Genomic DNA, 24,743 nt, shown 5'->3' on the forward strand with positions numbered 1-24,743 from the left:
ACATCTCCACCGACGATCTAATATTGATCCACCGTTTTACTCAGGATTAGCTTCAGCGATAACCCCGGCCTTTCGTTTCTGTTTCAGTCGATAGCTCTCTCCTTTTATTTGAACAACGTGTGAGTGGTGTAAGATCCGGTCCAGCATCGCGGATGTCAGCGCCGCATCACCGGCGAACGTCTGATCCCACTGCCCGAACGGCAGGTTGGAGGTCAGGATCATCGCGCTCTTTTCATAACGTTTGGCGATGACCTGGAAGAACAGTTTTGCTTCTTCCAGGCTGAACGGCAGATAGCCTATTTCATCGATGATGAGCAGCTTTGGTGCCATCACGCCACGGTGAAGCGTTGTTTTATAGCGGCCCTGACGTTGCGCGGTGGACAGTTGAAGTAACAGATCCGCCGCCGTTGTGAAGCGAACCTTGATACCCGCACGTACCGCTTCGTAGCCCATTGCTATTGCCAGATGCGTTTTCCCCACGCCGGATGGCCCCAGCAACACGATGTTTTCGTTACGCTCTATGAAGCTCAGTGAACGCAGCGACTGGATTTGCTTCTGCGGGGCACCTGTGGCGAAGGTGAAGTCATACTCTTCGAACGTTTTCACCGCCGGGAAGGCCGCCATCCGGGTATACATTGCCTGTTTACGCTGATGGCGGGCCAGTTTCTCCTCATGAAGCAGATGCTCCAGGAAGTCCATATAGCTCCATTCCTGATCCACAGCCTGTTGCGACAGCGCCGGCGCTGCGCTGATAAGACTGTCCAGTTGCAGTTGTTCGGCGAGAACCATCAGCCGCTGATGTTGCAGCTCGACCATTATGCGGCTCCTCTGCAGAACGTGTCATAGATGGACAGCGGATGATGCAGTGGCTGCCTGTCGAAGGTCACCAGGCTTTCGTCTACCTGTACGTGATACTGTTTTTTCTCTGGTGGCAGGGCCAGCATGGACTGCTGTTCTTCGATCCAGCGATCGCAGGGACGGGTCTGGATAGTTTCATGCTTCCGCTGGTTAGCGACATCGTGCAGCCAGCGCAGGCCGTATCGGTTGGCTGTTTCAACGTCAACGGTGATCCCCATCGGGCGCAGGCGCGTCATTAGCGGGATGTAGAAGCTGTTGCGGGTGTACTGCACCATCCGCTCCACCTTGCCTTTAGTCTGTGCCCTGAAGGGGCGACACAGCCGTGGAGAGAAGCCCATCTCTTTGCCGAACTGCCACAGGGATGGATGGAACCGGTGCTGGCCGGTCTGGTAAGCATCACGCTGTAGCACGACTGTTTTCATATTGTCGTACAGCACTTCCCGTGGCACACCGCCGAAGAAGCTGAACGCGTTACGGTGACAGGCTTCCAGCGTGTCATAGCGCATGTTATCAGTGAACTCGATGTACAGCATTCGGCTGTATCCCAGAACGGCAACGAACACATGAAGCGGTGATTTGCCGTTACGCATGGTGCCCCAGTCAACCTGCATCTGCCGTCCGGGCTCAGTTTCGAAGCGAACAACGAGCTCTTGTTCCTTAGGTGTGGCGAGCGAACGTATAAACTCCCTCAGGATGGTCATGCCACCACGATAACCCTGCTCAGTGATCTCGCGGGCGATAACCGTCGCAGGAATTTTATAAGGGTGGGCATCAGCGATGCGCTGACGAATATAATCCCGGTATTCATCAAGAAGCGAAGTCACTGCAGGACGCGGCGTATATTTTGGCGGCTCAGACTGCGCACGCAGATAACGCTTTACGGTATTAACCACAGGAAGAAAACGGGTGCAGGCATACAGGCTTGCGATTATCAGCGTCGCCATACTAACTGATAAGAAAATCAGGGAAATATTAAACATGGCATACTCGTTCTGTCAGGATAGATGGGGTGTCGGAGCGGCTAAACTCCGACAAAAGCTTGTTATAGTCCTGCACTGTCGGTATTAATTCAGTAAATACGTAACGGTAAAGAGAGATAACCACGAACACGATCCGTATGAGCCAGACCCGCCTCACCTGCGCTGAGGACACGTGTTGCTTTTTTTGCCACAGCATCGAAAACGGCTCTAATAGCTGCGCGGCTAATCAACTGACCAGCACATGCATGGTGGCCTACACCAAAGGTCAGGTTCATGCTGGTCTCCGGTGGTCGCTTATGATTAAATTCGTGTGGATTATCGAAGAATTCGGGGTCGCGGTTCGCGGCCGCAATGACTGAGCGCACCGGGGTACCTTTACTGACGGGAATACCGCCAATTTCAGTATCCTCAGTGGCATAACGGATCATCGAAATCTCTGCCGGATAGAGGCGTAGCAGTTCATTAATAATCGCATCACGTTCTCCCGTTTGTGTTCTGTATAACTCGAAGGTTTCCGGTTCTCTTGCGAAGTGGTTAAGTCCTGACGCAATGACGGTAGCCGGATTAGGAGAACCAGAACCATAAAAGAGCACCATTGTTTCCAGAACAGTACGCTCGGTCATCTTTCCTTCATCTGCAAGCTTAAGAAAATCATCAACAAGTCCATGAGGACCCACTCCGGGATTACGGCGCTTTTCCTCTATATATTTCTTACACCGTTCAAATAGATAATCGAAAGACTGAGATGCTTTTTCAGTATCATCTCGCCCAACGCCATGGCCAAGTGCATCAGTACAGGTTAAAAAATGTCGATATATCAGACCTGCATCATCATCAGGTACACCCAGAGCGCGGCACATGGTGGCATGCGGAGGAACAACTGCAAGTTCATAAAATGCATCCATCACGCTGCCGTCGCTATAACGCTCCAGTGCATTCTCAGCCAGCTCTTTTGCGGTTGTGATATATTGGTTAACCAGTTTAGGGGTAAACCATTTATTGGAATATCGACGCAGTGTGGTGTGTTCAGGTGGATCAATGTTCAGTACTGTGTTATCAAAGTTATTCCATGGCCCATTCCCGAAATGGGTGGCGCCTAGTGGTGCTTTCAGCCATTTCATTACATCGTGATAACGGGTCAGTACGATCTCTCCATTCTCCATACGGTAAACGGGATGTTCTGCACGAGCCTTGTCATACCATGGATACGGATTAATACGGAACAGACGGTCAGCCCACGGGAAATATCTGTCTTGCTTTTCCGGATGTGAAAACATATGAATTATCCTCTTAGCTTCAGGCAATAATAAACTGGCGGCTGGCCCAGCAAACGGCCATATCACTGACGGTATAAGGCAGCGCAGCATCATGGAGGCCTGTTTCACCAACCTGGCTGGCACCCAGTTCAGTCATTAATGCTATGAGTGTTTTAATGGCCTGATTGTAGGTTTCATAGGTACTGTCACCCAATCCAAAGGCCGAGAATTTGATACCGCTAAGGTTGGGGGAAAGTGTTTTTAGACTTTCGTAAAATGGTAGGGTTGTCATCGGCAATTCACCCTCACCATATGTAGAAGTCATGAGGATCACATGCTCTTCATCAGTCAGTCCATTAACATCATAGTCATCCATCGCAACAGCCTTTGCTTCGATACCTGCTTCTGTTAATACGGTAGCCATATCCTCTGCCGCCATCTCAGCGTTGCCACTTTCTGTACCAAAAATAATCTTTAACATCTTAAACCTCAGCATTTTAACGCATTGTTTTACATTGCATTCCGCAAACCTGTTGGTGTAACAAAAGGTGGTCCAGGTCATTACGGTAATGACGTTCCTGTTTCCATCACGGAAAGCATTTCTGCTATGGAGATTGCTTTTTTCCTGCATCGCCCGGAGGGAGCAGAATTAATTTCGTATCGGTCAAGGTATTGCCACTGTTCAAATGTCACAGCTTTATGCGTAATTTTGTCTTCGACTGTTTTCAGACCGGCTTTACCAGTAGCAATACGACCGCATTCCAGGTCTTTCAGTATCGTCGCGCTGACTTCCGCAGCCTCTCTTCTGTTAGCAGCTACAGTACCAGTAGGTCCGCGGCGAGCCCAGCCAACAGAATAAACTCCGGCAACTGAGGCAAAACTCCCCTCAGGGTTATGACAAAAGCCCACAGCAGTAATAATTGTGTCGTAGTGATAGTACTGAATACTGCCAACACTTTTGTTGTTAAGAGTCAGTACCGCGGACATGTTATGAGCGGTGATTAGCAAGGGGGTGGAATTAAAGCGAAAATTAATCTCTAAAGAGTCTTTCTTACCCACTGATGCCTCATCGGTGCTTGACAACAGATCTGCTGCAAGTCCATGGGTACCGGCTTGTTTGTCCGGCCAGCGAATGGTTGCATTTTTCAGTTGGCATATTTCGCGTAGCATCGCCAGATCAAACTTTGCCTGCTCGATAGGAGAGCGGCCTATGACATCAATGCATCTGACTTTATCTGTGCAGAGGTTTTTTCTGGCAATATCGTTGATGTCTGAACCCGCCAGTTCTTCTTCGCTTTTCGCAATCAACCGGACCACATCCATTGCCACATTGCCATTACCGATCACGGCAATCCGTTCCCCCAGGGCTTGTAACCTATGTCCCATACCATTGCTGTCTGACTGTGGGTATCCGTTCAGCGACCGGAGAATTTCCCCTGCACCGCAGACGTAGCTCAAACTATCACCGGGAATTCCGAGTTTTCTATCGACATATAACCCAGTAGCCACAACAACCACGTCAAATGCATCGATCAGCTCGGTTAAAGGAATGTCTTTTCCTATTTCTACATTTCCTACAAACCGAACATTACTGGTGGTGAACATGCGTTCAAATTGTGAGGAGATGTTTTTGGTTCCCTGATGATCTGGGGCCACGCCATACCGGAGAAGTCCGTAAGGCACTGGTAGTGCCTCAAACACTGTTATTTCGGCGCCCGGGAGAGCTTTTTTCAGGAACTGAGCACTGTAGCAGCCTGCAGGACCACTCCCGATAATCGCAATTGTAGGCATCAGCTGTAGCATATTGGCTCCTTGACTTGAGGTTTCTTCTCGTGCGAACGAACGGACGTTCGCTTTTTTTTGCGTTAAAAAAACAGCCCAAGCCGTTATGATTAACATCCACCACAAAAAAGAAACAGTATATGAAGTGCCATTACACTTACATGTATGTTTTTAACAAAGCAAGCTTTTTTTATAGTAAAAACATTAACCTTTTACTTAAAAGGTGAACCAAATTGGTGCAAGTGATTTAGGGGGTGCACTATTTTGAAGCATTGAAATAAACTGATTTGATTTTTTGAAATTAGATGCAATTAATATTTTTTAATTAAAACTCTTCAATCAAGCACTTAACAATCATAACCTTTTCATTGTTGTAGTGTGGATGGATTAAGGTTAAACATACTTATGCTCTAAATTGGTACATTGCCAAGTTAACTTTTGTCAGGAACTTTTCTAAAAGATCTTTGAATGTTGTGGCGCACTTCAGAAAATAATCAATTTCTTATAATATCGCTTCTGAGTATAAGTTCTTGCCATGGAGTGATGGTTCGAATTTATTAATTTCTGAATCGGCTGCAATGCATGCAGACCTGCAGAAGAAAAAGGGTCAGGTTCTTGGGGACCTTAAGCTGTTCACGCCATGTGAATGTTGACTCCAGATTTTCATTATTCTCAAGCAGACGGTGAACGTCGAAATTGTGACGAGGTGGCTATACAAACCGGCGGTTGTTGTCAGCCATAAACTCTTCGGCAAGGCGTTTGCGGCTTTGGGTGTACTGATACCACGGGGTTTCAGCTCCTTGACGAGGCGGTCCTGTAACGTCAGGTGAGCCCGTTAAACACGGTCCTTGGCTGAACTGGTGGTGGCAAAGATACCGGTGATGTTTAGCTAGTTCATGGCACGGCTAAACTTAGTCTGTCCATCACCACCGGGGAAATGCGTGTTGTTTATTCTGAATACACTGGCTTTGTCACTGTATAACGCCAGCGGTTTACCATGTTTTTTCAGGTAGCCTCGTGTAGCCTCAAAATAGGTGAATGTTGATTCCGATTTTACAAAGCGGAGCTGCATCAGTCGGCTCGTTGCATCATCAACGTAAACAAGCGCGGTACAGGCTGGAGCACGATTCTCGAACCAGTGGTGGTCACAGCCATCTATCTGTATCAGTTCGCCACAACAGGCCCGGCGATAGCGTGGCTGCTGAATTTTTGGCGCACGTTGCTTACGGGGGACCCAGAAACCGGCTTTAACCATGAGCGACCGGACAGTTTCTTTGGACAGGTGGACATCGTGCAGTTCTGCAAGCTTCTCACACGCCAGCGTCGGCCCAAAGTCTGCATAGCGCTCACGTATAATACTGAGTGCATACCGGGCAAGGCCATCAGGCAACTGATTATTGCTGGGTTTCCCACGACGACGATTAGCCATACCAAGTGGGCCAGATTCACGGTAACGCGACAGAAGCCGTCTGCACTGGCGATCCGAGATGCCCAGTCGCTGAGCTGCCATTTGAGTTGTCAGACGGCGATCAACAACATCCTGAGTGACTTTGAGTCGGTTAACTTCATCCAATGTAAAAAACTCCGCTGCATGAGCCGTCATGGTGATCTTCTTGTTGATTATACATGACGGACATCTTAACTTAGCCCAAGGCGGACATTACAACTTTGCTGTTACATATTGTCAAAGCTCAGTGAAAATGTCTAATCACTGGCTCGTTAGAAATGTCCTGATGTTGAAAAGTCCGCTTAGTGCCAGTAGCTGACAGTTACAAAATCTCTGTAAGTTCAAATTCCTCAAATATAAGTTCCATTTCTTCAGAATAAGTGCCTTCACGCTCAAAATAACGCTTATGACCTTCATTCCAATACTCCAGACTTAAATCACCTTCACCTTCCTTACTGGCAAGTTCACTCGTCATTTCATTGAAGCGGATAACTTGCATCCTGAGAGTTCTGATCACGCACATTGGCTGCCCGGCTCCGTTAAGAATGATATTATAACTTCCAACGCAGGGAGCTTCGCCTCGTTCATGTTCATGGTGAAAAGATGCTATCGAAGAGCATGTCGCTGTTTTACTCCCACTCAAAACCAGTTGTACGAGTTCGTCAGCAAGTTCTGGGCTGTCGCCAAATTTCCATGCCAGTGCACCGGGATAAATGTTTTTTAATTCTTCAAGCTTTGCCATTTTCAGCCTTTGTTACTCTGATACGTTTAGAGGAAGTAACCTATTTCCGTTTAATATGAACTATCTGATTCAAATATTCATCTTTGTTGCGCTACCGCGAACGTCCGCTCCTCGCTCAAAGCGGACCTTAAACTCTCTTGCATTGCAGCTCTATGAAGATGGGATTATGTCTGCCATCATCTCCATGTCATTTCCTTGTACCGAAAATCTCGTCAGAACGTGATTGTAATGTTTTCAGCGCATTGAGCATATCGTCTTCGTCCAGAGATCGCTGGGATTTCTTCTCTGTGGGTTTCCTGCTTCGGCGCGAGGGGCCATCTCCGGCAGGGAGAGCCTGTGAACGGTTATTGTCGCGTTTGTCCTGTATCAGTTTGATAAATTCAAGTGTACGCCCGAGGCGCTTGTTGTCCACGATAGCCCCCTGGTCGATTTCCTGAAGGCGATCATAGGTGGAGTAGGGAAGGACAACCCCGTTTAGCCGGAGCTCTTTCCGGCCATCCGGGTAATGCCAGACCTCAATGTACTTGCCAATAGCCCTTCGGCTTAACTCATTGTCTTCAATCAGATAGAGCACTTTGTCATACTGCACCGTCAGGGATTTTGAAACACGGCGCGGTTCCCGCCATGTGAAAAATGCGGTCAGATCATCATCAGTTTCAAGTGGCCGGTGAACATCAAAGTCATGCCGGGGTGCTTTGCCAAAGCGCCGGTTGTAATCGGTCATAAACTCATCAGCAAAATCATTGGCTGCATCCACTGAGGAAATGCCCCTGAGCCGGAGCTCCTTTACCAGGCGATCCTGAAGCGTCAGATGGGCCCGTTCCACACGGCCTTTGGCTGAGCTGGTATTGGCGCAGATAGTCTGGATGTTCAGTTCGTGCATCGCACGGCCAAACTGGGTATAACCATCGCCACCGGTAGCGTTTTTATTGTTGATTCTGAAGACGCTGGCTTTATCGCTGTACAGCGCCAGGGGTTTGCCATGCTTCTCCAGATAGCCCCGCGTGGCTTCAAAATAGGTGAAAGTCGATTCCGATTTCACGAAACGGAGTTGCATCAGGCGGCTCGTCGCATCATCAACGTAGACCAGGGCAGTACAGGCAGGCGCACGGTTATCGAACCAGTGATGGTCGCAACCATCAATCTGGATCAGTTCGCCGCAGCAAGCCCGGCGATAGCGTGGCTGCTGAATTTTTGGCGCACGTTGCTTGCGGGGAACCCAGAGCCCGGTTTTTATCATAAGCCGTCTGAGCGTTTCCTTACCAAGAACAATACCGTGATTTTCAGCGAGCTTTTCCCGCGCCAGTGTGGGGCCAAAATCGGCATAGCGTTCACGGATGATATTCAGGGCCTGATCAGTCAATGATGCGGGAAGCAGGCGATTTCCGGTGCGACCACGACTCTGGTTATTCATGCCCAGTGGCCCGGACTGACGATAACGTTTCAGCAGACGGCTGCAATGGCGCGGCGTGATACCGAGCATTTCGGCTGCCTGACCAGGACGCAGGTTGCGGTCGATGACATCCTGAAGGATTTTGAGGCGGTTGATTTCTTTCACGGTGAACATCCCGGTGTCATGTATAGCCACAGAAAACTCCTCATCAGGAAAAGCGAGTTGTTGACTAGGCATACAGGTCTGAGAACTATAGCCTGGACATTCCTAATGAGCCACAAATAGACATTATCATTGAGCCCCTACATCATCGGTGCGCATAATGTATATTATGTTAAATCGAGTATATGAATACGCACCAGACGCCACGGATTGATGCCCTCTGATTGAATTGCCATTCCCTTCCCCATTATCCCGGTTTTTTTGCAGCGCCTGGTTATGATGCACGGATTTCATTTCTGTTGGCCGCTGGCGTCTATAGTTATAGTTCCACTCACTTTTACAGGCAAACACCATGTCCTTTCAAGGTAGCTGTCACTGCGGCGCCGTCACCTTCACGGTCGACGCCGAACTGCCAGAAAAAGCGCTGAGCTGTAATTGCTCCATTTGTCGTCGCAAAGGATCGCTGCTGGCTTTCTTTCCGGTCGATGTATTCACTCTTAACAGTGGCCAGGATCGGCTAACCACTTATCTGTTTAACTCGCGCCAGATCCACCATCAGTTCTGCCAGGTCTGTGGCTCCGAAGCTTTCGCTCACGCCAAAACGCCCGATGGCAATGAGATGTATGCCATCAATTTACGCTGCGTCCCCGACCTGGATCTGGATAAACTGCAGATTCGGTATCATGACGGCGCCAGCCTTTAAAACAAACGATCGCGCTACGTGAAATCTGTCATCCATTGTCATGGATTACCCTGCAGATTTCACCAGAGCGCGTTGTTAAAAATGTTCGATTATTCGCCCCTGCCAGAGCCAGTATCCGCCACCAGTGCCAGGTGTATATCACTTAAATTTGTGCCAGCCCACCGTCAACGAAGACTTCGCTGCCGGTCATAAAGCTGCTCTCGTCAGAGGCCAGGAATAAGGCGACAGCGGCGATCTCATCCGAATCGCCAATACGTCCAAGCGGCGCTCCCTGAGCGAAACTGGTCAGTAAACTCTCTTTTTGCCCTGAACTCTCCAGGACATTAAACAGCCCTGGCGTCGCTGTGGAACCTGGCGATAGCACATTTACGCGGATCCCCGTTCCCTGCAGATCCAGCGCCCAGCTTCTGGCAAAGTTACGAATTGCCGCTTTCGACGCGCTGTAAACGCTAAATGCCGGTGTACCCATTGACCCGGTTGTCGAACCGGTCAGAATAATCGAACTGCCTTGCGACATAAGCGGCAGTGCCTTCTGTACGGTAAACAGCGTCCCTTTTACGTTAACGTTAAACGTATCCTCATACGATTCCTCGGTAATCGCGCCAAGCGGTTGCAGCTCTCCCAGGCCCGCATTAGCGAAGAGGATGTCAACTTTTCCTTTCACTTGCTGGATGCGAGAAAAAATACGTTCCAGATCGGCCATCTTCGATATGTCGCCCTGAATCGCAAGCGCCTCATGACCTATCAGCGCAATGGCTTCATCAAGTTCTTTCTGACGGCGCCCAGTGATAACCACCTGCGCGCCTTCCCGGGCAAAGCGCCTGGCCGTAGCCAGACCTATACCGCTATTTCCGCCGGTAATCACCGCGATTTTTCCCGCTAATCTACTCATAATGTCCTCCTCAAAGGTGGAAGGTCATAGCATAAACAGCGTTGAACATTTAGTATAGTATGCACCTTTTGGTAAGTACCTGGCGGATGAGAATTTATGCTAAATCAAAAATTCAAGTGCGGTCTGGAAGCGGCTTTGGCGGTACTCAGCGGAAAGTGGAAACCGCTAGTACTGTTTCACCTTGCCCATGAAGTACATCGTTATGGAGAGCTGAAGCGCGCTATTGGAAGCGTAAGCGACAAGGTATTGATTCAACAGCTGAAAGAACTTCAGCAAGATGGTGTCGTTGAACGCACCGACTACGGCGAAATTCCGCCCAGAGTTGAATACGCCTTAACCGGTTTCGGCGACTCCCTGGCCCGTGCGTTAGCGCCGCTCTGTCAGTGGGGCGAGCGGCATACGGAGCAGATTGAAAATATCGTACATAATCGAGAGAAGCCGCAGAGCGCTCGCCAGTAAACGGGTAAAAAGCGTTTTTCAATTATCCGCCCCCGCCTTCAACGAACTGAACCGCGACCCTGCCTGCGAAACCTTCCGCTCTCCGTGCAACGAGATGCGCGAGGTTTCCGGCAGTGCTAACCCCCCTGCCAGAGCCAGTACCGCCACCAGTGCCAGATAAAATGCGGGCGAAACGCCGCTGCCGGTGTAAGCGATAAGCCAGGTTGCCACTAAGGGAGCCGTGCCGCCAAAAATCGTATAGGCCAGATTGTAGGTAATGGCAGATGCGGTATAGCGCGCCCGGGTGGGAAAAACTTCAGACAGCAGCGCGGCCGTTACCACGCCGGAAAGCACGGCGCCGGTCGCTAATAGCAGATCGCCGATAATGGCCGCCCACAAATGCCCTGAACTGGCTAACTGCCAGGCCGGCCAGACGCTGATAATCACCCAGGTGCCGGTCAGCGCGATGGTTTTCTTGCGCCCGATGCGATCGCAAAGCGTACCGGCTATTGGACAGGCCCCGGCGGCAAACAGCAGCGCAATGGTTGAGACCATCAGCGCAGAAGCCCGGTTCATGCCCCCTTCCAGCTGCAGAAAGGTGGAGAAATAGGTCGTGAACATGTAAAACGACAGCGCGGTTAACGCAATAAAAGCCCCCAGCCGCAGAATATTTCCCGCCTGCTGGCGTAACGTTTCGCTTACTGGCGCATGCGCACTGTCTGATTCCTCCAGTGCCGCACGGAATGCCGGTGTCTCTTCCATGCGCAGTCGCAAATAAACCCCCACCAGGCCAAGCGGAGCCGCCACCAGGAAAGGAATACGCCATCCCCAACTGCTCATCTGTTCCTCGCTAAGACCGGCATCCAACAGGTAAGTCAATATCGCAGCCGCAGCGAAGGCGGCAAACGTGGAGACTGTGATAAAGCTACCATACCAGGCGCGTTTGTGGTTGGGGGAATGCTCCATGACATAGGCACAGGCTCCGGCATATTCGCCACCGGCCGAGAACCCCTGAACGCATCGGGCCAGCGTCAGAAACAGCGGTGCCAGCATACCCATACTGGCATAGCCAGGCAGCAGGCCAATCACGGTGGTTGACGCCGCCATCAGCAATACCGTTAACGACAAAATACGCTTGCGGCCAAATTTATCACCCAGCAGGCCAAATATCACGCCGCCCAGTGGACGCAGCGCAAAAGCCACGGCAAAGACCGCAAATGTTTGCAACAATGCCGCCTGCGCCAGGTCTGGCGCAAAGAATTGTTGGGCGATAATGGTGGCAAGAAAACCATAAACGGCGAAATCAAACCATTCGACAAAATTCCCTATCGCGGCGGCTGTTGTCACTTTGCGAAGCGTCGATTTGGAAACCGGTGTCATATTATTCATAGAGTTATCTCCCTGCCTGACCGTGATAACCAGACGTGAGTTAAAGTCGCAGATGTATACGCAACCCCTGTAGAGCTACAGAAAAATACGATATTGTTTTTAAGGTTAACGCCACAATATTAATCAGGCACTAACCGCGTGGTTAATGTCGGGGGTCATAAAATCACAACCAATAAATATAACGATAGCGTGACATAAAGTTTTTATGCGTTCAACGAAACTGCTGAGATATAACACCTTCTGAAATAGATGGTGCGACAACAAAAAAATAATATGATAAATGTCAATTGGTTGCTATGGAATCTCCTGTCATATCAATTTCCTTTACGAGAATAAAGAGGATGGGCGAATTATTTATTTTATTGTCGCTTTCAGATATCTCAGTGTCGTTTTTTATTTTGAAGATCTCCGTAGCGCTCGCCCTCACCTCACGTTTTACATCATATATTTTACAGATGTCGTTATCAGGCTGGTTATCGCAATTACCGATGTCGTTATCAGAGCATTTTTACATTCTGACCCCAAATAGACTGACCGTGCAGACCCGGATGCGCTATCGCGGTAATTAGTGCCCATCTGCTATCTGAGATAGACATCTTAATCAGCACGATATGGAGCAATTATGGGACACTCATCAAACAGAGGCGTTGTATACCAGGGCCCGGGCAACGTAGATGTCATGGATATTGACGATCCGAAATTCGTCAGCCCCTCGGGAAAGAAAATCGACCACGCCGTGATTATCAAAGTTCTGTCGACCAACATCTGTGGGTCCGATCAGCATATGGTTCGCGGCCGGACAACCGCCCCGGCGGGTATGGTTCTGGGGCATGAAATTACCGGCGAAATTATTGAAAAAGGCTCCGATGTTGAAATGCTCAACGTTGGCGATATTGTCTCTGTCCCCTTTAACGTGGCGTGCGGCCGCTGTCGCTGCTGTCGTGAGCTCGACACCGGCGTCTGCCTGACCGTTAACCCGGCGCGTGCCGGGGGCGCATTCGGCTATGTGGATATGGGAGGCTGGGTCGGTGGGCAGGCCAAATATGTGATGGTCCCGTATGCCGATTTCAACCTGCTCAAATTCCCTGACCGTGACCAGGCGCTGGCAAAGATTCTGGATCTGACCATGCTTTCCGACATCCTGCCAACGGGGTTTCACGGCGCGATAACCGCAGGAGTAGGCGTTGGCTCGGTGACCTATGTCGCCGGTGCCGGTCCGGTGGGTCTGGCATCCGCAGCCTCTGCGCAAATTCTGGGTTCCGCGGTGGTAATGGTTGGTGACTTCAATAAAGAACGGCTGGCACATGCTGAAAAAATGGGGTTTGTCCCTATCGACTTAAGTCAACATGACCGTCTGGGCGAAATGATCGCCGAAGTGGTTGGCGTACCGGAGGTCGACTCGGCTATTGATGCGGTAGGCTTTGAAGCTCGGGGCCATTCAGGTAAGGAGCAGCCTGCGGTGGTACTGAACAGCATGATGGACATCACCCGGGTGGCCGGGAATATCGGGATCCCGGGACTTTATGTGACGGACGATCCGGGAGCCGACGAGAAAGCCGCACGCGAAGGCTCCCTGAGCCTGAAATTCGGCCTGGGCTGGTCTAAGGCGCAAACTCTGCATACCGGGCAGACGCCGGTTTTACGCTATAACCGCCAGCTGATGAATGCCATTTTGCACGACCGCCTGCCCATCGCCAAAATTGTTAATGCGAAGGTTATCCCGCTGGAAAGCGCGGCTGAAGGTTATGCCAGCTTTGATGCCGGTGTTGCAGCGAAATACGTGCTGGATCCGCACGGATTAATCGCCTGACCGATGGCGACCTGACGGATAGCGGGGATGATACCGTTATCTGTCAGGCCAGCTTACTGCCCGGATTTCAGCTATGTCGGGGTATTTTGATGTTCGGGTTTCACTTGCGGTGTCTGCGGCGCCAGGCGATTGTGCTCCATAGCCCCAGCAGAATAACCACACCGATTCCGGCCCAGCTCAGTGCTCTGGCATAGCGAATCAGCCAACTGCCGCCGCCCTCGCCTTTTAGCGTCTGTTCGACAACCTCCGGCGTGATGGTGGTTGTGGTGCCACCAAAGGTCTGGCTGACATAGCTGGCGAGCCTGGCCAGTTCTTCCGTAGTCAACTGGGTTTTAAATTCCGGCATAAATGCATGGCCTGCGGCGGTGTGACGATCGATGCCTTCAGCCATAGTCATAATCAGGTTCGACGGGTCTGGCGATGTCACCGCGGACGATCCTGCCAGCGGCGGATAAAACCCATCGCTGGTTCCCCGGCCATCGCTGGCGTGGCAGGATGCGCAGGCGCCGTTGTATAACCGGGCGCCGGTCATTCCGTCCCGGGACAGATAGCCGTTCAGTCCGTGATGAATGCCGGTCTCGACATCGGCAAGTACCGCAACGGGTCGATCGTTACCCGAACGGTGACGCGGCGGCCCGGAAATAGCCGGGAGCTGCCGGATATAGCGGGCAATCGCCTGCAGATCGCTTTCCTGCATCTGTGAGAATGAGTTCTGTACCGCGGTGCCCATTTCTCCCCCGGCAACGGCTTTGCCGTGCAGTGTGCCGCTGCGCAGATACGTGACCAGCTCCGCTTCGCTCCAGTTACCTATCCCGGCCTGCGGGTCCGGGGTGATATTGGGGGCTGTCCAGCTCCCTACTTTACCGCCAGAAAGGAACCGATCGTTCTCTTCGCCCATCATGCTGTTGCGCGGTGTGTGGCAGGTGGAACAATGGGTCAGGGTTTTCACCAGATACTCACCGCGTTCGACGCTGCCTGACGCCGCATCGCCTCCGGTGACCGGGCTGTTGTCCAGGAACAGCGCGTTCCAGAAAGCCATCAGCGGGCGGAAAGAGAACGGAAACGGCAGTCTGGTTTCCGGTACCGGATGATCATCTGGCGCAACGCCCAACATCAGCCATGAGTAAAGCGCCAGCAGATCGTCGTCGGACATCCCGGCAAACGAGGTATAGGGCATTGCCGGATACAGATAATGGCCGCCAGGCGCCCTGCCTTCACGCATCACCGTTTTAAAGTCATCGAAACGATAGTTGCCGATACCGAACTGCTTTGACGGCGTGATATTAGATCCATAAATCAGTCCCATCGGCGACTCAATCGCAACCCCCCCGGAATAGGGATTATTGTCGGCCGGGTTGCGGTGACAGGCTGAACAGTCACCGGCAATAGCCAGATATTCACCTCGCTTCACCAGCGTTGGAGATGCCTCGAGTTGTGCGCTGAAAGCCGATACGCACCAGGATAATCCTGCCGCCGACAGCAGCGCGCAAACCAGTAAATGTTTCATCACTCACAGCTCCCTGATAATGGTGTCGGCCATGCGCAGCGCCAGCGCAATTCCCGTCAGCGTCGGATTGACCGTGGCAGAGGATGGCATCACTCCGGTGGTGGCAAGGAACAGATTTGGGTGATCCCAACTGCGCAGCTGTGGGTCGACCACCGAATCTTTTGGGCTATCGCCCATGATGGTGGTACCCATAATGTGATACTGATTGCGCCAGCCGGTCGGGGCTTCAATCACTTCGCCGTTAAAGGCTTTCAGGAAGTTGGCGAAATCGTGGTTCGCCTGGTCACGCATGCCGCGGACATAGGCATCGAGCCGGTAATTGACCGTCAGCATCGGCAGGCCGATGGCGTCTTTGCGGCCATAGTTGGGTATCACCCGGTTGGTCGGGTCCGGTAGGGTTTCGCTCATGGTGCTGATGTTCATGATGCGCGAAGCGCGATCGCGGATGGCCTGATCCAGCGCCGGGCCCATCACCCCCTGTTTGAGCAGCGGTACGGTGACATCGATGTTAGGTACCAGGTTACGCAGGGAATAGCGGATCGCGGAATGTTTTGAGCGACTGGGTTCATCGCGGCGGTTAACGATCGAGCCATGCTGTACCGAACCGCGACCGGTCCACAGCGGTTCATCCGCCAGGAAGGTCAGGCTTAGACCGGTATGATCCATCAGATTACGCCCGACCTGATCGGAACTATTGGCCGCATCAGACATCAGCAACAGTTTGGGGGTTTCCAGTCCGTGGGCGGCGATGATAAAGATTTTCGCCGTCAGCCGGGTATCGCTGCCATCGGGTTTGCGGTAATGCAGGGCGACGATTTTTCCTTTTTCCCCTTTTTCCAGCTTCCAGGCGACGCTTTCGGTACGGAGATCCACCCCCAACGCCACGGCCTTATCCACGTGCATATCGCCGGAATACATAGCGCCGATCGGGCAGATGGGCTCACAGTTGTTGTTTCCGGCACAGGCGGGACGACCGTCATAAGGACGGGATACGCGGGCATGAGGCTCATGTACCACCTGGTAACCCATCGGCCCCAGTCTGGCCTGGATACGCTGAACCATATACGGTTTGGCTTCCGGCGGTAGCGGATACTCCGCCGAGCGCGGCGGATAGTGGCCGCGCCCCTGCCCGCTCTGATCCTCCTGGCCGGTGCCGACCACGCCGACTTCCCGTTCGGCCTTCAGATACCAGGGCTCCAGTTCGTCATAGGTGAAAGGCCAGTCGCGCCCCACGCCATATACACTGCGCATCTTGAAATCATTGGGCAGCAGGCGCCAGCAGGCCGATGCCCAGTGGCGGGTGCTTCCGCCGGCCACCCGCAGGTAGCTGGTGACGTAATCGAAATCGTCATCCCCTTTGGCATCGACATAGCCTTCGGTGTAGGAATTCGGCGCCCACGGCAGATTAGGGTAAGGCGCGCACCAGTTGCGTTTGCTGGCGCTATTGCGATAGTTTTCAACGACTTTCCAGCGAGGTATGTAGGGTCCCGCTTCCAGCATAATCACCGATTTTCCGGCTTTCGCCAACTGATAAGCGGCATTGGCGCCCAGTGCGCCAGAGCCGACAATCACCACATCAGCGTCAAATTCACTCATGTTCTGATCCTGATTATTTTGTTGTTATGGTTATTTTTTCTCTGCCGCTAACAGGGCGTTGGCCTCTGCCAGGGTGCGGGCTTTTCCCTGAACCATTAATAGCCAGGGGGCGTCAGGAGCAGGAATGGTCTTCGCCGCTGCGGGGGCGTTTTCGCCCCACTGGCGGATACCGCCGGGCATCGGCGGCGCGTTGACGCCCTGCGGTACTTCCGCCCAGTAATCGCTGCCGGCGCGGGCATAGCTCGGGCGCAGGGTGACATCGCGGGTGGGTTCGTACATTAACGCTGACAGAAAGGTGACAAATTCCGCGTCATCCGTCGCTTTGGTGGTGGACGGATGCCCGGTATACCCCAGATACCAGGGGGAGATAATCGCCAGCGCGGTATTAATATCGTCGTCATCCAGGCTATCGACCAGCCGCTGGCGATCGGTTTCGCCTGCGGACTGCAAATGCGCCATCAGACGCGCCAGCTGGCCCGGGAAGCGAGAATTCTGTTTGCTTAACAGCTGACAGAGACGATCGGCGACTGAGGCATCCAGCCCCTGGCGACCGGTCAGCATTTCGCTGGCTCGCAGCAGCGTGGCGGCGAGCGTATTATCACTGGCCTGGGCCAGTGGGATTTGTAACGGCGCCGATACGATCATCGGTCCGGCGACCATTAATTGCAGAAAACGCCGTCTGTTCATCATGATGCGTTCTCCATGACTAACCAGCGTTCAGCGCACTGAGCGCGGCCTTAGCGGCTTCGGCATCGACCTTGCCATCCGGCGTACTGACGCCAATCGCCCCGACCACTACGCCGTTGACCTTAATCGGCTCGCCGCCAGGCAGCGGCACCACCGCCGGATTGCCCAGCACGGCGACATTACCGGCGCTGATTTTCTGCTGAAAGCTGCTGGTCGGTTGGCCAAATGCCACGGCGGCATGGGCTTTCTTCGGCGCCAGTTCAATGTTGGCAAGCGTTGCGCCATCCAGCCTTTCGAAAATAATGGGCTGACCGAAGCTGTCGACAATGCTGACCGCGCCCCCCATATGGTGAGCGCGAATAGTCTCTTCGGCTTTACTGACCATCTTTTGGGCCTGTTGATGATTCAGTACTGCAACATTAATTACGGCGTCTGCCGCATAGGACGCCGCGCACACCAGCCCACTGCACAGAATGACAGTTGATAATAATTTCATAGCACCACCAGATTACAGGGAAGAAGTATTGTTGTTCTATCAATATCGAATAATTAATGGGCTAAAAACATAACGTCATCCATGCCCGGGAGAGTTAACTAAAAGTGCCTTATTCCGCTGAGCGTCAGTTTATATTCTTGCCAGGAATCGATAGCGGTCATTGCTTAATCAAATGGCGTTACTTTAAAGCCCCTGTTAAATAAGAGGTATGGGAGCTTGAAATATTATTTCACTACAGAAGGTTAATCATTTCACCATTGCCACGATGGCGGTTCCCCCTGCTTTTCCTGAGCGATTTATGCTCACATGAGGATGAAACGCCATGCTAACAATATGGATACATCCTCCCGATTCTGCTGGCAGGTATTCCCCATTTGGTTCGCTGACGGGGTGTTTTTTTGTTGTTGCTCACAAAGTCACAATATCATTTTGGCCGTTTTTTTCGGCATCGCTTCTGGTCGAAACGGGTCGGCCGAAGGCGTGAATCACCGCATAAACACGGCTTTCCTGCTGGGATGAACCGGCAATGGCGGTTATCGCGTCGCACTTTCATTCCTGTGCGGAATGGATTGATAAAACCCAATGCCATCTTTCAGCGGGTGACGCTGTCATAATCGCTGAAATTAACCAAATGGAAACATACGGCCAACATGTCGTATTCTGATGGACGATGTACCCCGTAAGTCCTCTTAGATAGCGGATTGAGTGAAATGACGCCAGGAGTTCAGACCCATAAATAATGGCGCAAATAACAAGATAAGGAATCAAGCAATGCTGATCGCTCTCAGTATCCTGATGCTGGTTTGTTTTATTTTTTGCTTAATGACCCGGCGACTTTCCGCATTAACGGCGCTGATCGTTATCCCCACCATTTTTGCCCTGCTGGGCGGATTTTATGCACAAATGGGAAATTTTGTGCTCGATGGATTGCGTACCGTTGCCCCGAATGGCGTAATGATCATTTTTGCCATGCTTTACTTCATGGTCATGACCGAAGCCGGTATGTTTGACCCGCTGGTAAATAAAGTGGTGAAAGCCGTTCATGGCGATCCGGTGAAAATTTTCCTGGGTACCGTACTGCTGGCGTTCGTTGTGGCGCTGGATGGCGATGGCGCCACCATCTACATCATCGTGCTGTCGGCCTTCCTGCCGATTTATCAGCGTTTGGGGCTGTCTCTGCCCATGGTTTGCTGCCTGCTGCTTCAGGTTTCCGGACTGGGCAATATGGTGCCGTGGGGCGGCCCTACCGCGCGGGCGGCTACGGCCATGCATATCGACGTCAGCGATATGTTTGTTCCGATGATCCCGGCCCTGCTGGCCTGCGTGGTCTGGACCTTTATTCTGGCATGGATTTTTGGCCGCCGTGAGCGGATCCGGCTGGGCGACGGTCTGAGCTGGAAGGCAGAGCATGCGCCCCTGGCTCAGGAACGCGGCCGTGGACCGCTGACCTTCTATTTCAACTGGCTGCTGACCCTGGGGCTGATCGCCTGCTTGTGTATCGAAGTCCTGCCGCTGAGCTACCTGTTTATGCTGGCGGCCTGCGTGGCGCTGATGGTTAACTTTCCTGGCCTCAATCAACAAAAAGAGCAACTGGAACAACACGCGCCGCCGATCCTGGCCGTTTCCAGCCTGATTTTCGCCGCCGGGGTGTTTACCGGTCTGTTCACCGGCACCGGTATGGTCAATGCCGTCGGTTCTGCGTTGCTGAAGATTATTCCGGATGCCATGGGGCCGTTTATGGCGCCGGTAACTGCGTTGCTGAGTATTCCGATGACCTGGCTGGTTTCCAACGACGTATTCTATTTTGGCGTGCTGCCGGTACTGGCTGACACCGCCAGACACCACGGGATCAGCGGTATTGAAATGGCCAGGGCTTCGCTGGTTGGTCAGCCGGTGCATATCCTCAGTCCGCTGGTGGCGTCGACCTATCTGGTGGTGAGTATGCTGAAACTGGACTACGCCGGGAATCAACGCTTCACCTTTAAATGGTCTCTAATAAACTGCCTCATTCTGTTAACGATGTCACTATTGCTGGGGGTTATCCCCTTTGCTGCCGCGTGAGTAGAGTATGAACCAATTATTTTTACACTGGGATTTTGCCGCTATCCTGTTGCAGATAATCATTATCGATCTGCTACTGGGGGGAGATAACGCGGTGGTCATCGCCATGGCCTGCCGCAAACTGCCGCCGGAGCTGCGGACCAAAGCGATTATTCTCGGTACTGCGGGCGCTATCCTGGCCCGTATCGCCCTGCTGGGCATCGCCGTTTATCTGTTGACCCTGCCGATGCTGAAAGTTATCGGGGCGCTGTTATTGCTGTGGATCGGTATCAGGCTGGTCGCCAATCAGGATGAAGAAGAGGAAATCCGTAGCTCCGGCAGCCTGTGGAAAACCGCCGTAACGATTACGGTCGCCGATGTAGTGATGTCGCTGGATAACGTACTGGCCGTCGCCGCGGCCGGAAACGGTCATATCGTTCTGGTGGCTTTTGGGGTGATTATCAGTATTCCGATTATCGTTGCCGGCAGCAAACTGGTGCTGGCGATTTTGAATCGCTTCCCTGCCGTGGTAGCGCTCGGCGGCGCGCTGATTGGCTGGATCGCCGGCAGCATGCTAGTGACCGACCCGATAATCACCCGCTTCTACCCCCAGCCGTTTCACGCCCTGCCGCTGGCGGCGGGCGCCGTCGGCGCGCTGCTGGTGCTGCTGGTTGGACGGCGCCGCAATCGGCTGGCGAATTCAGTGAAGTCATCCATCAGCCGCACATCTGATGCCCCCTGAAAAAACGGCGCCTACTGAGTAAGGCGCCGTTTTTTATCATAGTCCCAAATTACTTAACGCTTTCCGCCGCCGCGTTGGCAATAGCCACTTCGTTCGGGTTTGCCGAGCCGCTGACGCCCACGCCGCCCACCACGTCGCTGCCAGTTTTCACTGGCGCGCCGCCGCCCAGCGGCACCATGCCTGGCAGAGTGGCGATAGCCGGTTCCTGGCCGTTGGCGCGGGCCATATATTTATCGGTCGGGGTGCGATATAGCACGGCGGCCCGGCCCTTTTTAATTGCTGAGTCAATGCAGCCGACCGGCGCATTATCCATCCGTTTAAAGGCCAACAACTGGCCGGAGCGATCCAGTACCGCCACGCAAACGCTGGCTTCCAGACTGACGGCTTTTTCCGTCGCCGTCTTCAGCAGATTTTCCGCATCGCTCCACGAAAGCGTCGTTTGGGTCAGGGTCGCGCTGACAGAAAATGCACTGAACAGCGTGGCGGACCCCAGGGCGGCTGACAGAAGTAATTTTTTCATTATCTATGACCTTTTAATAAATAGAGTTATCGGAACGATATTGAATATCGATGACATCATTAATAATCAGGTTGTTTGCGCCTGAAATTTATGACGTAACAGGTAGTCCAGACTCAATCGCCCCGGACCATTGAGCGCCAGCAGAATAAACCCTGCCGCGCAGGAGGCATTTTTTAACCACACCATTAAATGCGCATGGCTATAGCCCTGATAGAACAGAAATCCTGCTGCGATGGAAAAAATAGCCATAAAAACAGAGGTAAAGCGCGTCAGAAAGCCAAAGGCAATGGCCAGCCCGCCCCCCACTTCCAGCAGAATCACCAGCGGTAAAAAGAATGCCGGCACATGGTTTTCAGCCATCAGGGTGAGGTTGTCGTGATAATTAAAAACTTTATCCACGCCGGAGGTAAAAAATAATCCGACGGCCAGAACACGGGCCAGGATACAGATAATGTCAGAATAGCGATTCATAGCAGGTATCACTTACAGAATTAATGGGTTTATAGCTCAGGAAAATATTTTTTAACATGAGGAATAAAGCCGAAACAGTCTCTCCGGGTTATGATTCCTCACGTCTGAGTTATTAATTACCTGCCGTCATTACTGACTGATTATTCATAACGCCAGTGACGTTCTGCGATTTGCACTACCTGACGCGCAACCGGCGACAGCTCGCTGAGGGAGTGGAATTGTAGCCCAAATGTGCGCGGCATCACCAAAAGCGGCATCGGAATTTCCACCAGTGGAATGACCGACTCCAGCGCCTGCAGACAGCGGCGCGACAAAAAGCTTAACAGTTGGGTTTCCACCACGACCGAACGCAGAGTGGCCAGCGAGTTGGTTTCAATCTGGATCCGCGGCGGCGGATATCCTCCGCCCTGTAAACGCTGCTCCAGCCACTGTCGGGTGGCGACATTACGTGAAGGCAACAGCCAGTTGAACTTGCCCAGTTGCTCCGGCGTCGGGTGAATGCCAGCCAGCGGGTGATCGGCGCTGGCCACCAGCACCACAGGATCGTCCAGCAACGGGCGGCGGACGAATTCGGTGTCGTAGTCAGGCAGGAAGCCAAGGATAATATCCAGCTGATTCTCACGCAGCATATTTTGCAGGAAGTCATTCATGCCGACTTTGACATCAATACGCACGTCCGGCGCTTCGCACAGCAGTTCCCGGGCCAGCTGCGGCAGCATAAACTCCGCTGCTGTCGCTGCGGCGCCGATACGGACATAGCCTGCCGTTCCTTCCGACAGCGACTTCATTTCACGCTGGGTCTCTTCCATCGACTGGACGATTTTTTGAACTCGATCACAAAGTAATACGCCGGCTTCGGTCAGGCGGATGCCGCGTCCGACCTTCAGGATCAATCGGGTGGCATAAATTTTCTCCAGACGCTGGATGCACTTGGACAGTGCCGGCTGAGTGATTCCCAGACTTATCGCCGCCCTTCCCAGGTGTCCCGTCTCCCTTATCGCCAGGAAGTAGCGCAGATCTTTCAGTTCCATTTCATTCCCCACAGGAATCAATAAATAAAATTCGGCTGTTAATTTTTATGTTTTAACAGTGCGACCATACAAAAAACAACACTGGAGCTACTTATGGCTTACAAATTTTTAATGACCGCGCCGACGCTGGGAGCGGCGGGTCGCCAGGTGCTGGCGGATGCGGGTTGCGAAGTCGACTATTTAACCGAAGCGAATAACCCGGCGGAAGTGGAACAGCGGATGGCGACGCACGCCTATGACGCCGTTATTTCCCGTACCGTCACGCTGTCGGAACAGGCCATCGCCGCCTGCCCGTCGCTGAAAATCATCTGCAAACACGGCGTCGGCGTGACCAATATTGATGTCGCCGCCGCCAGCGCCCGTGGGATCCCGGTGTTAACTACCCCGGCCACCAATGCCCAGTCGGTGGCCGAACTGACCATTGGCCTGATGCTGAGCGCAGCGCGCCAGCTGCCGTTCTTCCAGCAGGAGATCGCCGCAGGCCGCTGGACCCGCACCAGCCTGGGGAGTGAACTGCAGGGCAAGACCCTGGGGTTGGTCGGCTTCGGTGAAATCGGCCGCCGGGTTGCCGGTATCGCCGGGGCCATCGGCATGTCAGTGCGGTTTTTTGACCCGGCAGTTGCTCCGGGAACCCCGACCGGCGGCGCCCACCAGTGCGCCAGCCTGGATGAGCTGCTGCCGCTGAGCCATGTGCTGAGCCTGCACTGCCCGGTCAGTGACGCCACCCGCCAGATGCTCCGTGCCGATACTCTGGCACAGTTGCCCGAGCGCGCGATCGTCATTAACACTTCGCGCGGCGAACTGATTGACGAACCGGCGCTGGTCCAGGCGTTACAGCAGGGTCACCTGGCCGGTGCGGGCCTGGACACCTTCGCTCAGGAGCCGCTGCCGGAATCGCATCCGTTTCGTCAGCTCAGCAACATCGTGATGACCCCGCACATCGGCGGTACCACCCCGGAAGCGCTGGACGCCGTCGCGCGCTCTGCTGCGCAACAGTGCCTCGACTTTTTACAGCAGCGGCGCATCAATCTGCGCGCCTGCGTTAACCCTAACGCCCTGAAGAATGAGGATATGAAGCAATGACATCTCGCAGCGAATGGCCCGCCGGTTATTTTATTGGCAGCCGGGATAAGGTGCCGGATAGCACCACCCTCGACGCATGGCGTCGCCTTGCGGTGCCGAACATTGGTGACTGCATGGGCCGTAGCGTCGCCGCACGCGGCCTGAAGCCTTATCACAACGACAGTCAACTGGTCGTTTGCGGTCCGGCGCTGACCGTTAAAGTCCGGCCCGGCGACAACCTGATGATCCATAAGGCGATCGAGATTGCGCAGCCGGGTGATGTCATCGTGGTCGATGGCGCGGGCGATCTGACCCAGGCGCTGATCGGCGGCCTGATGCGCACTTCTGCAATCACCAAAAAGATCGCCGCTTTCATCATCGATGGCGCGATTCGCGATCTCAATGAATGGGCGGAAGGCGGCGTGGCGGTTTATGCCCGCGGCAATACCCTGAGAGGCCCCAGCAAGGACGGCCCGGGGGAAGTGAATATCCCGATCTCCTGCGCGGGGCTGCTGGTCTCTCCGGGCGATCTGATTGTCGCGGACGCGGATGGGGTGATCGCCGTTCCCTTCGATGAACTGGATGATTTACTGCCCAAAGTGCAGCAGCACGCCCAGCGCGAAGAGAAGATTCGCGCCAATAACGCAGCGGGGACCACTGACCCGGAACGCTTTAACAGTCTGCTACGCGCCAAAGGCTGCCCGGTTTGAACCCTTACCACGGAGGTTGAATCATCACT

22 protein-coding genes and 2 pseudogenes are annotated in these 24,743 nt (G+C 53.1%); 7 read left to right on the forward strand and 17 right to left on the reverse strand.

From position 1 onward, the window contains the following. Positions 1–36 precede the first annotated feature (36 nt). The 8 genes and pseudogenes from istB to SCU88_RS11725 all read right to left on the reverse strand — a co-directional run bounded on the left by istB (position 37) and on the right by SCU88_RS11725 (position 8,632). Positions 37–816 carry an IS21-like element ISSen3 family helper ATPase IstB gene (gene istB / locus SCU88_RS11690; protein ID WP_431810022.1) on the reverse strand — a complete coding sequence of 260 codons (780 nt, stop codon included), beginning with the start codon at positions 814–816 and terminating at the stop codon, positions 37–39. Continuing rightward, positions 816–1,748, reverse strand: a pseudogene (istA, locus tag SCU88_RS11695) (IS21 family transposase); the annotation flags it as partial. The pseudogene istA and the gene istB, both read right to left, overlap by 1 nt. Before the next feature lie 179 nt (positions 1,749–1,927). Next, positions 1,928–3,115, reverse strand: coding sequence for a cytochrome P450 (locus SCU88_RS11700; protein WP_162556299.1), 1,188 nt, complete (start codon positions 3,113–3,115; stop codon positions 1,928–1,930). A 19-nt stretch (positions 3,116–3,134) separates the two neighbouring features. Beyond that, positions 3,135–3,575, reverse strand: coding sequence for a flavodoxin domain-containing protein (locus SCU88_RS11705; protein ID WP_094284725.1), 441 nt, complete (start codon positions 3,573–3,575; stop codon positions 3,135–3,137). Between the two features lie 80 nt (positions 3,576–3,655). Beyond that, positions 3,656–4,897: an FAD-dependent oxidoreductase gene (locus SCU88_RS11710; protein WP_175342156.1), complete on the reverse strand. Its 1,242-nt coding sequence runs from the start codon at positions 4,895–4,897 to the stop codon at positions 3,656–3,658. 581 nt (positions 4,898–5,478) lie between these two features. Continuing rightward, positions 5,479–6,479 (reverse strand): annotated as a pseudogene (locus tag SCU88_RS11715) (ISNCY family transposase); the annotation flags it as partial. 166 nt (positions 6,480–6,645) lie between these two features. Further along, positions 6,646–7,065, reverse strand: coding sequence for an ASCH domain-containing protein (locus SCU88_RS11720; RefSeq protein ID WP_012540023.1), 420 nt, complete (start codon positions 7,063–7,065; stop codon positions 6,646–6,648). A 187-nt stretch (positions 7,066–7,252) separates the two neighbouring features. Further along, the gene (locus SCU88_RS11725; RefSeq protein ID WP_227654054.1) at positions 7,253–8,632 is read right to left on the reverse strand and encodes an ISNCY family transposase; all 1,380 of its coding nucleotides are present in this window, start codon (positions 8,630–8,632) and stop codon (positions 7,253–7,255) included. Positions 8,633–8,972: 340 nt separating this feature from the next. Between SCU88_RS11725 and SCU88_RS11730 the strand changes: the two genes are divergently transcribed. After that, positions 8,973–9,323, forward strand: coding sequence for a GFA family protein (locus SCU88_RS11730; RefSeq protein WP_175342155.1), 351 nt, complete (start codon positions 8,973–8,975; stop codon positions 9,321–9,323). Between the two features lie 142 nt (positions 9,324–9,465). Here the strand turns inward: SCU88_RS11730 and SCU88_RS11735 are convergent, their stop codons facing one another. Continuing rightward, positions 9,466–10,218 (reverse strand): SDR family NAD(P)-dependent oxidoreductase, encoded by a 753-nt coding sequence (locus tag SCU88_RS11735; protein ID WP_431810162.1) that lies wholly within the window; start codon positions 10,216–10,218, stop codon positions 9,466–9,468. A gap of 93 nt (positions 10,219–10,311) precedes the next feature. Here SCU88_RS11735 and SCU88_RS11740 point away from each other — a divergent pair, with 93 nt between their 5' ends. After that, positions 10,312–10,674, forward strand: a complete 363-nt coding sequence (locus SCU88_RS11740) for a winged helix-turn-helix transcriptional regulator (RefSeq protein WP_175342153.1) — start codon at positions 10,312–10,314, stop codon at positions 10,672–10,674. A gap of 18 nt (positions 10,675–10,692) precedes the next feature. Here the strand turns inward: SCU88_RS11740 and SCU88_RS11745 are convergent, their stop codons facing one another. Then, entirely contained in the window at positions 10,693–12,042 is a 1,350-nt protein-coding gene (locus SCU88_RS11745; RefSeq protein ID WP_175342152.1) for an MFS transporter, read from the reverse strand. Positions 12,043–12,664: 622 nt separating this feature from the next. Between SCU88_RS11745 and fdhA the strand changes: the two genes are divergently transcribed. Then, positions 12,665–13,852: a formaldehyde dehydrogenase, glutathione-independent gene (fdhA, locus tag SCU88_RS11750; RefSeq protein ID WP_175342151.1), complete on the forward strand. Its 1,188-nt coding sequence runs from the start codon at positions 12,665–12,667 to the stop codon at positions 13,850–13,852. A gap of 100 nt (positions 13,853–13,952) precedes the next feature. Here the strand turns inward: fdhA and SCU88_RS11755 are convergent, their stop codons facing one another. The 4 genes from SCU88_RS11755 to SCU88_RS11770 are packed head-to-tail and all read right to left on the reverse strand — an operon-like array spanning position 13,953 to position 18,138. After that, a complete protein-coding gene (locus tag SCU88_RS11755) occupies positions 13,953–15,359 on the reverse strand; it encodes a c-type cytochrome (protein ID WP_175342164.1) in 1,407 nt (468 codons plus the stop codon). A gap of 3 nt (positions 15,360–15,362) precedes the next feature. After that, on the reverse strand, positions 15,363–16,955 hold the full coding sequence (locus tag SCU88_RS11760) for an FAD-dependent oxidoreductase (RefSeq protein ID WP_175342150.1): 1,593 nt from the start codon (positions 16,953–16,955) through the stop codon (positions 15,363–15,365). A 30-nt stretch (positions 16,956–16,985) separates the two neighbouring features. Continuing rightward, a complete protein-coding gene (locus SCU88_RS11765; RefSeq protein WP_431810137.1) occupies positions 16,986–17,645 on the reverse strand; it encodes a sugar dehydrogenase complex small subunit in 660 nt (219 codons plus the stop codon). Positions 17,646–17,661: 16 nt separating this feature from the next. Then, on the reverse strand, positions 17,662–18,138 hold the full coding sequence (locus SCU88_RS11770) for a GlcG/HbpS family heme-binding protein (protein WP_138097450.1): 477 nt from the start codon (positions 18,136–18,138) through the stop codon (positions 17,662–17,664). Positions 18,139–18,909: 771 nt separating this feature from the next. Here SCU88_RS11770 and SCU88_RS11775 point away from each other — a divergent pair. Beyond that, entirely contained in the window at positions 18,910–20,199 is a 1,290-nt protein-coding gene (locus SCU88_RS11775; protein WP_175342149.1) for a citrate:proton symporter, read from the forward strand. 7 nt (positions 20,200–20,206) lie between these two features. Continuing rightward, positions 20,207–20,920, forward strand: a complete 714-nt coding sequence (locus SCU88_RS11780; RefSeq protein WP_175342148.1) for a YjbE family putative metal transport protein — start codon at positions 20,207–20,209, stop codon at positions 20,918–20,920. A gap of 49 nt (positions 20,921–20,969) precedes the next feature. Here the strand turns inward: SCU88_RS11780 and SCU88_RS11785 are convergent, their stop codons facing one another. From SCU88_RS11785 to SCU88_RS11795, 3 genes are all read right to left on the reverse strand, one after another. After that, positions 20,970–21,440, reverse strand: coding sequence for a heme-binding protein (locus SCU88_RS11785; RefSeq protein WP_175342147.1), 471 nt, complete (start codon positions 21,438–21,440; stop codon positions 20,970–20,972). Between the two features lie 66 nt (positions 21,441–21,506). Beyond that, complete coding sequence (locus SCU88_RS11790; RefSeq protein WP_138097454.1) at positions 21,507–21,911, reverse strand: DoxX family protein; 405 nt, start codon at positions 21,909–21,911, stop codon at positions 21,507–21,509. A 140-nt stretch (positions 21,912–22,051) separates the two neighbouring features. Then, a complete protein-coding gene (locus SCU88_RS11795) occupies positions 22,052–22,942 on the reverse strand; it encodes a LysR family transcriptional regulator (protein ID WP_138097455.1) in 891 nt (296 codons plus the stop codon). A gap of 93 nt (positions 22,943–23,035) precedes the next feature. On the opposite strand from SCU88_RS11795, the gene SCU88_RS11800 reads away from it, so the two are divergent. Continuing rightward, positions 23,036–24,025, forward strand: a complete 990-nt coding sequence (locus SCU88_RS11800) for a hydroxyacid dehydrogenase (RefSeq protein WP_175342146.1) — start codon at positions 23,036–23,038, stop codon at positions 24,023–24,025. Then, a complete protein-coding gene (locus SCU88_RS11805) occupies positions 24,022–24,714 on the forward strand; it encodes an RraA family protein (RefSeq protein ID WP_138097457.1) in 693 nt (230 codons plus the stop codon). Before SCU88_RS11800 ends, SCU88_RS11805 begins: the two co-directional genes overlap by 4 nt. The last annotated feature ends 29 nt before the right edge of the window (positions 24,715–24,743 follow it).

It is taken from the genome of Jejuibacter sp. L23, from assembly GCF_050815825.1.
Classification (GTDB): domain Bacteria; phylum Pseudomonadota; class Gammaproteobacteria; order Enterobacterales; family Enterobacteriaceae; genus Jejubacter; species Jejubacter calystegiae.

What these genes read in the sequence shown, in the direction of transcription:
- istB (WP_431810022.1), bottom strand. Translation starts at nt 816, where the DNA reads ATGGTCGAGCTGCAACATCAGCGGCTGATGGTTCTCGCCGAACAACTG.
- SCU88_RS11700 (WP_162556299.1), bottom strand. Translation starts at nt 3,115, where the DNA reads ATGTTTTCACATCCGGAAAAGCAAGACAGATATTTCCCGTGGGCTGAC.
- SCU88_RS11705 (WP_094284725.1), bottom strand. Translation starts at nt 3,575, where the DNA reads ATGTTAAAGATTATTTTTGGTACAGAAAGTGGCAACGCTGAGATGGCG.
- SCU88_RS11710 (WP_175342156.1), bottom strand. Translation starts at nt 4,897, where the DNA reads ATGCTACAGCTGATGCCTACAATTGCGATTATCGGGAGTGGTCCTGCA.
- SCU88_RS11720 (WP_012540023.1), bottom strand. Translation starts at nt 7,065, where the DNA reads ATGGCAAAGCTTGAAGAATTAAAAAACATTTATCCCGGTGCACTGGCA.
- SCU88_RS11725 (WP_227654054.1), bottom strand. Translation starts at nt 8,632, where the DNA reads ATGTTCACCGTGAAAGAAATCAACCGCCTCAAAATCCTTCAGGATGTC.
- SCU88_RS11730 (WP_175342155.1), top strand. Translation starts at nt 8,973, where the DNA reads ATGTCCTTTCAAGGTAGCTGTCACTGCGGCGCCGTCACCTTCACGGTC.
- SCU88_RS11740 (WP_175342153.1), top strand. Translation starts at nt 10,312, where the DNA reads ATGCTAAATCAAAAATTCAAGTGCGGTCTGGAAGCGGCTTTGGCGGTA.
- SCU88_RS11745 (WP_175342152.1), bottom strand. Translation starts at nt 12,042, where the DNA reads ATGAATAATATGACACCGGTTTCCAAATCGACGCTTCGCAAAGTGACA.
- fdhA (WP_175342151.1), top strand. Translation starts at nt 12,665, where the DNA reads ATGGGACACTCATCAAACAGAGGCGTTGTATACCAGGGCCCGGGCAAC.
- SCU88_RS11755 (WP_175342164.1), bottom strand. Translation starts at nt 15,359, where the DNA reads ATGAAACATTTACTGGTTTGCGCGCTGCTGTCGGCGGCAGGATTATCC.
- SCU88_RS11760 (WP_175342150.1), bottom strand. Translation starts at nt 16,955, where the DNA reads ATGAGTGAATTTGACGCTGATGTGGTGATTGTCGGCTCTGGCGCACTG.
- SCU88_RS11765 (WP_431810137.1), bottom strand. Translation starts at nt 17,645, where the DNA reads ATGATGAACAGACGGCGTTTTCTGCAATTAATGGTCGCCGGACCGATG.
- SCU88_RS11770 (WP_138097450.1), bottom strand. Translation starts at nt 18,138, where the DNA reads ATGAAATTATTATCAACTGTCATTCTGTGCAGTGGGCTGGTGTGCGCG.
- SCU88_RS11775 (WP_175342149.1), top strand. Translation starts at nt 18,910, where the DNA reads ATGCTGATCGCTCTCAGTATCCTGATGCTGGTTTGTTTTATTTTTTGC.
- SCU88_RS11780 (WP_175342148.1), top strand. Translation starts at nt 20,207, where the DNA reads ATGAACCAATTATTTTTACACTGGGATTTTGCCGCTATCCTGTTGCAG.
- SCU88_RS11785 (WP_175342147.1), bottom strand. Translation starts at nt 21,440, where the DNA reads ATGAAAAAATTACTTCTGTCAGCCGCCCTGGGGTCCGCCACGCTGTTC.
- SCU88_RS11790 (WP_138097454.1), bottom strand. Translation starts at nt 21,911, where the DNA reads ATGAATCGCTATTCTGACATTATCTGTATCCTGGCCCGTGTTCTGGCC.
- SCU88_RS11795 (WP_138097455.1), bottom strand. Translation starts at nt 22,942, where the DNA reads ATGGAACTGAAAGATCTGCGCTACTTCCTGGCGATAAGGGAGACGGGA.
- SCU88_RS11800 (WP_175342146.1), top strand. Translation starts at nt 23,036, where the DNA reads ATGGCTTACAAATTTTTAATGACCGCGCCGACGCTGGGAGCGGCGGGT.
- SCU88_RS11805 (WP_138097457.1), top strand. Translation starts at nt 24,022, where the DNA reads ATGACATCTCGCAGCGAATGGCCCGCCGGTTATTTTATTGGCAGCCGG.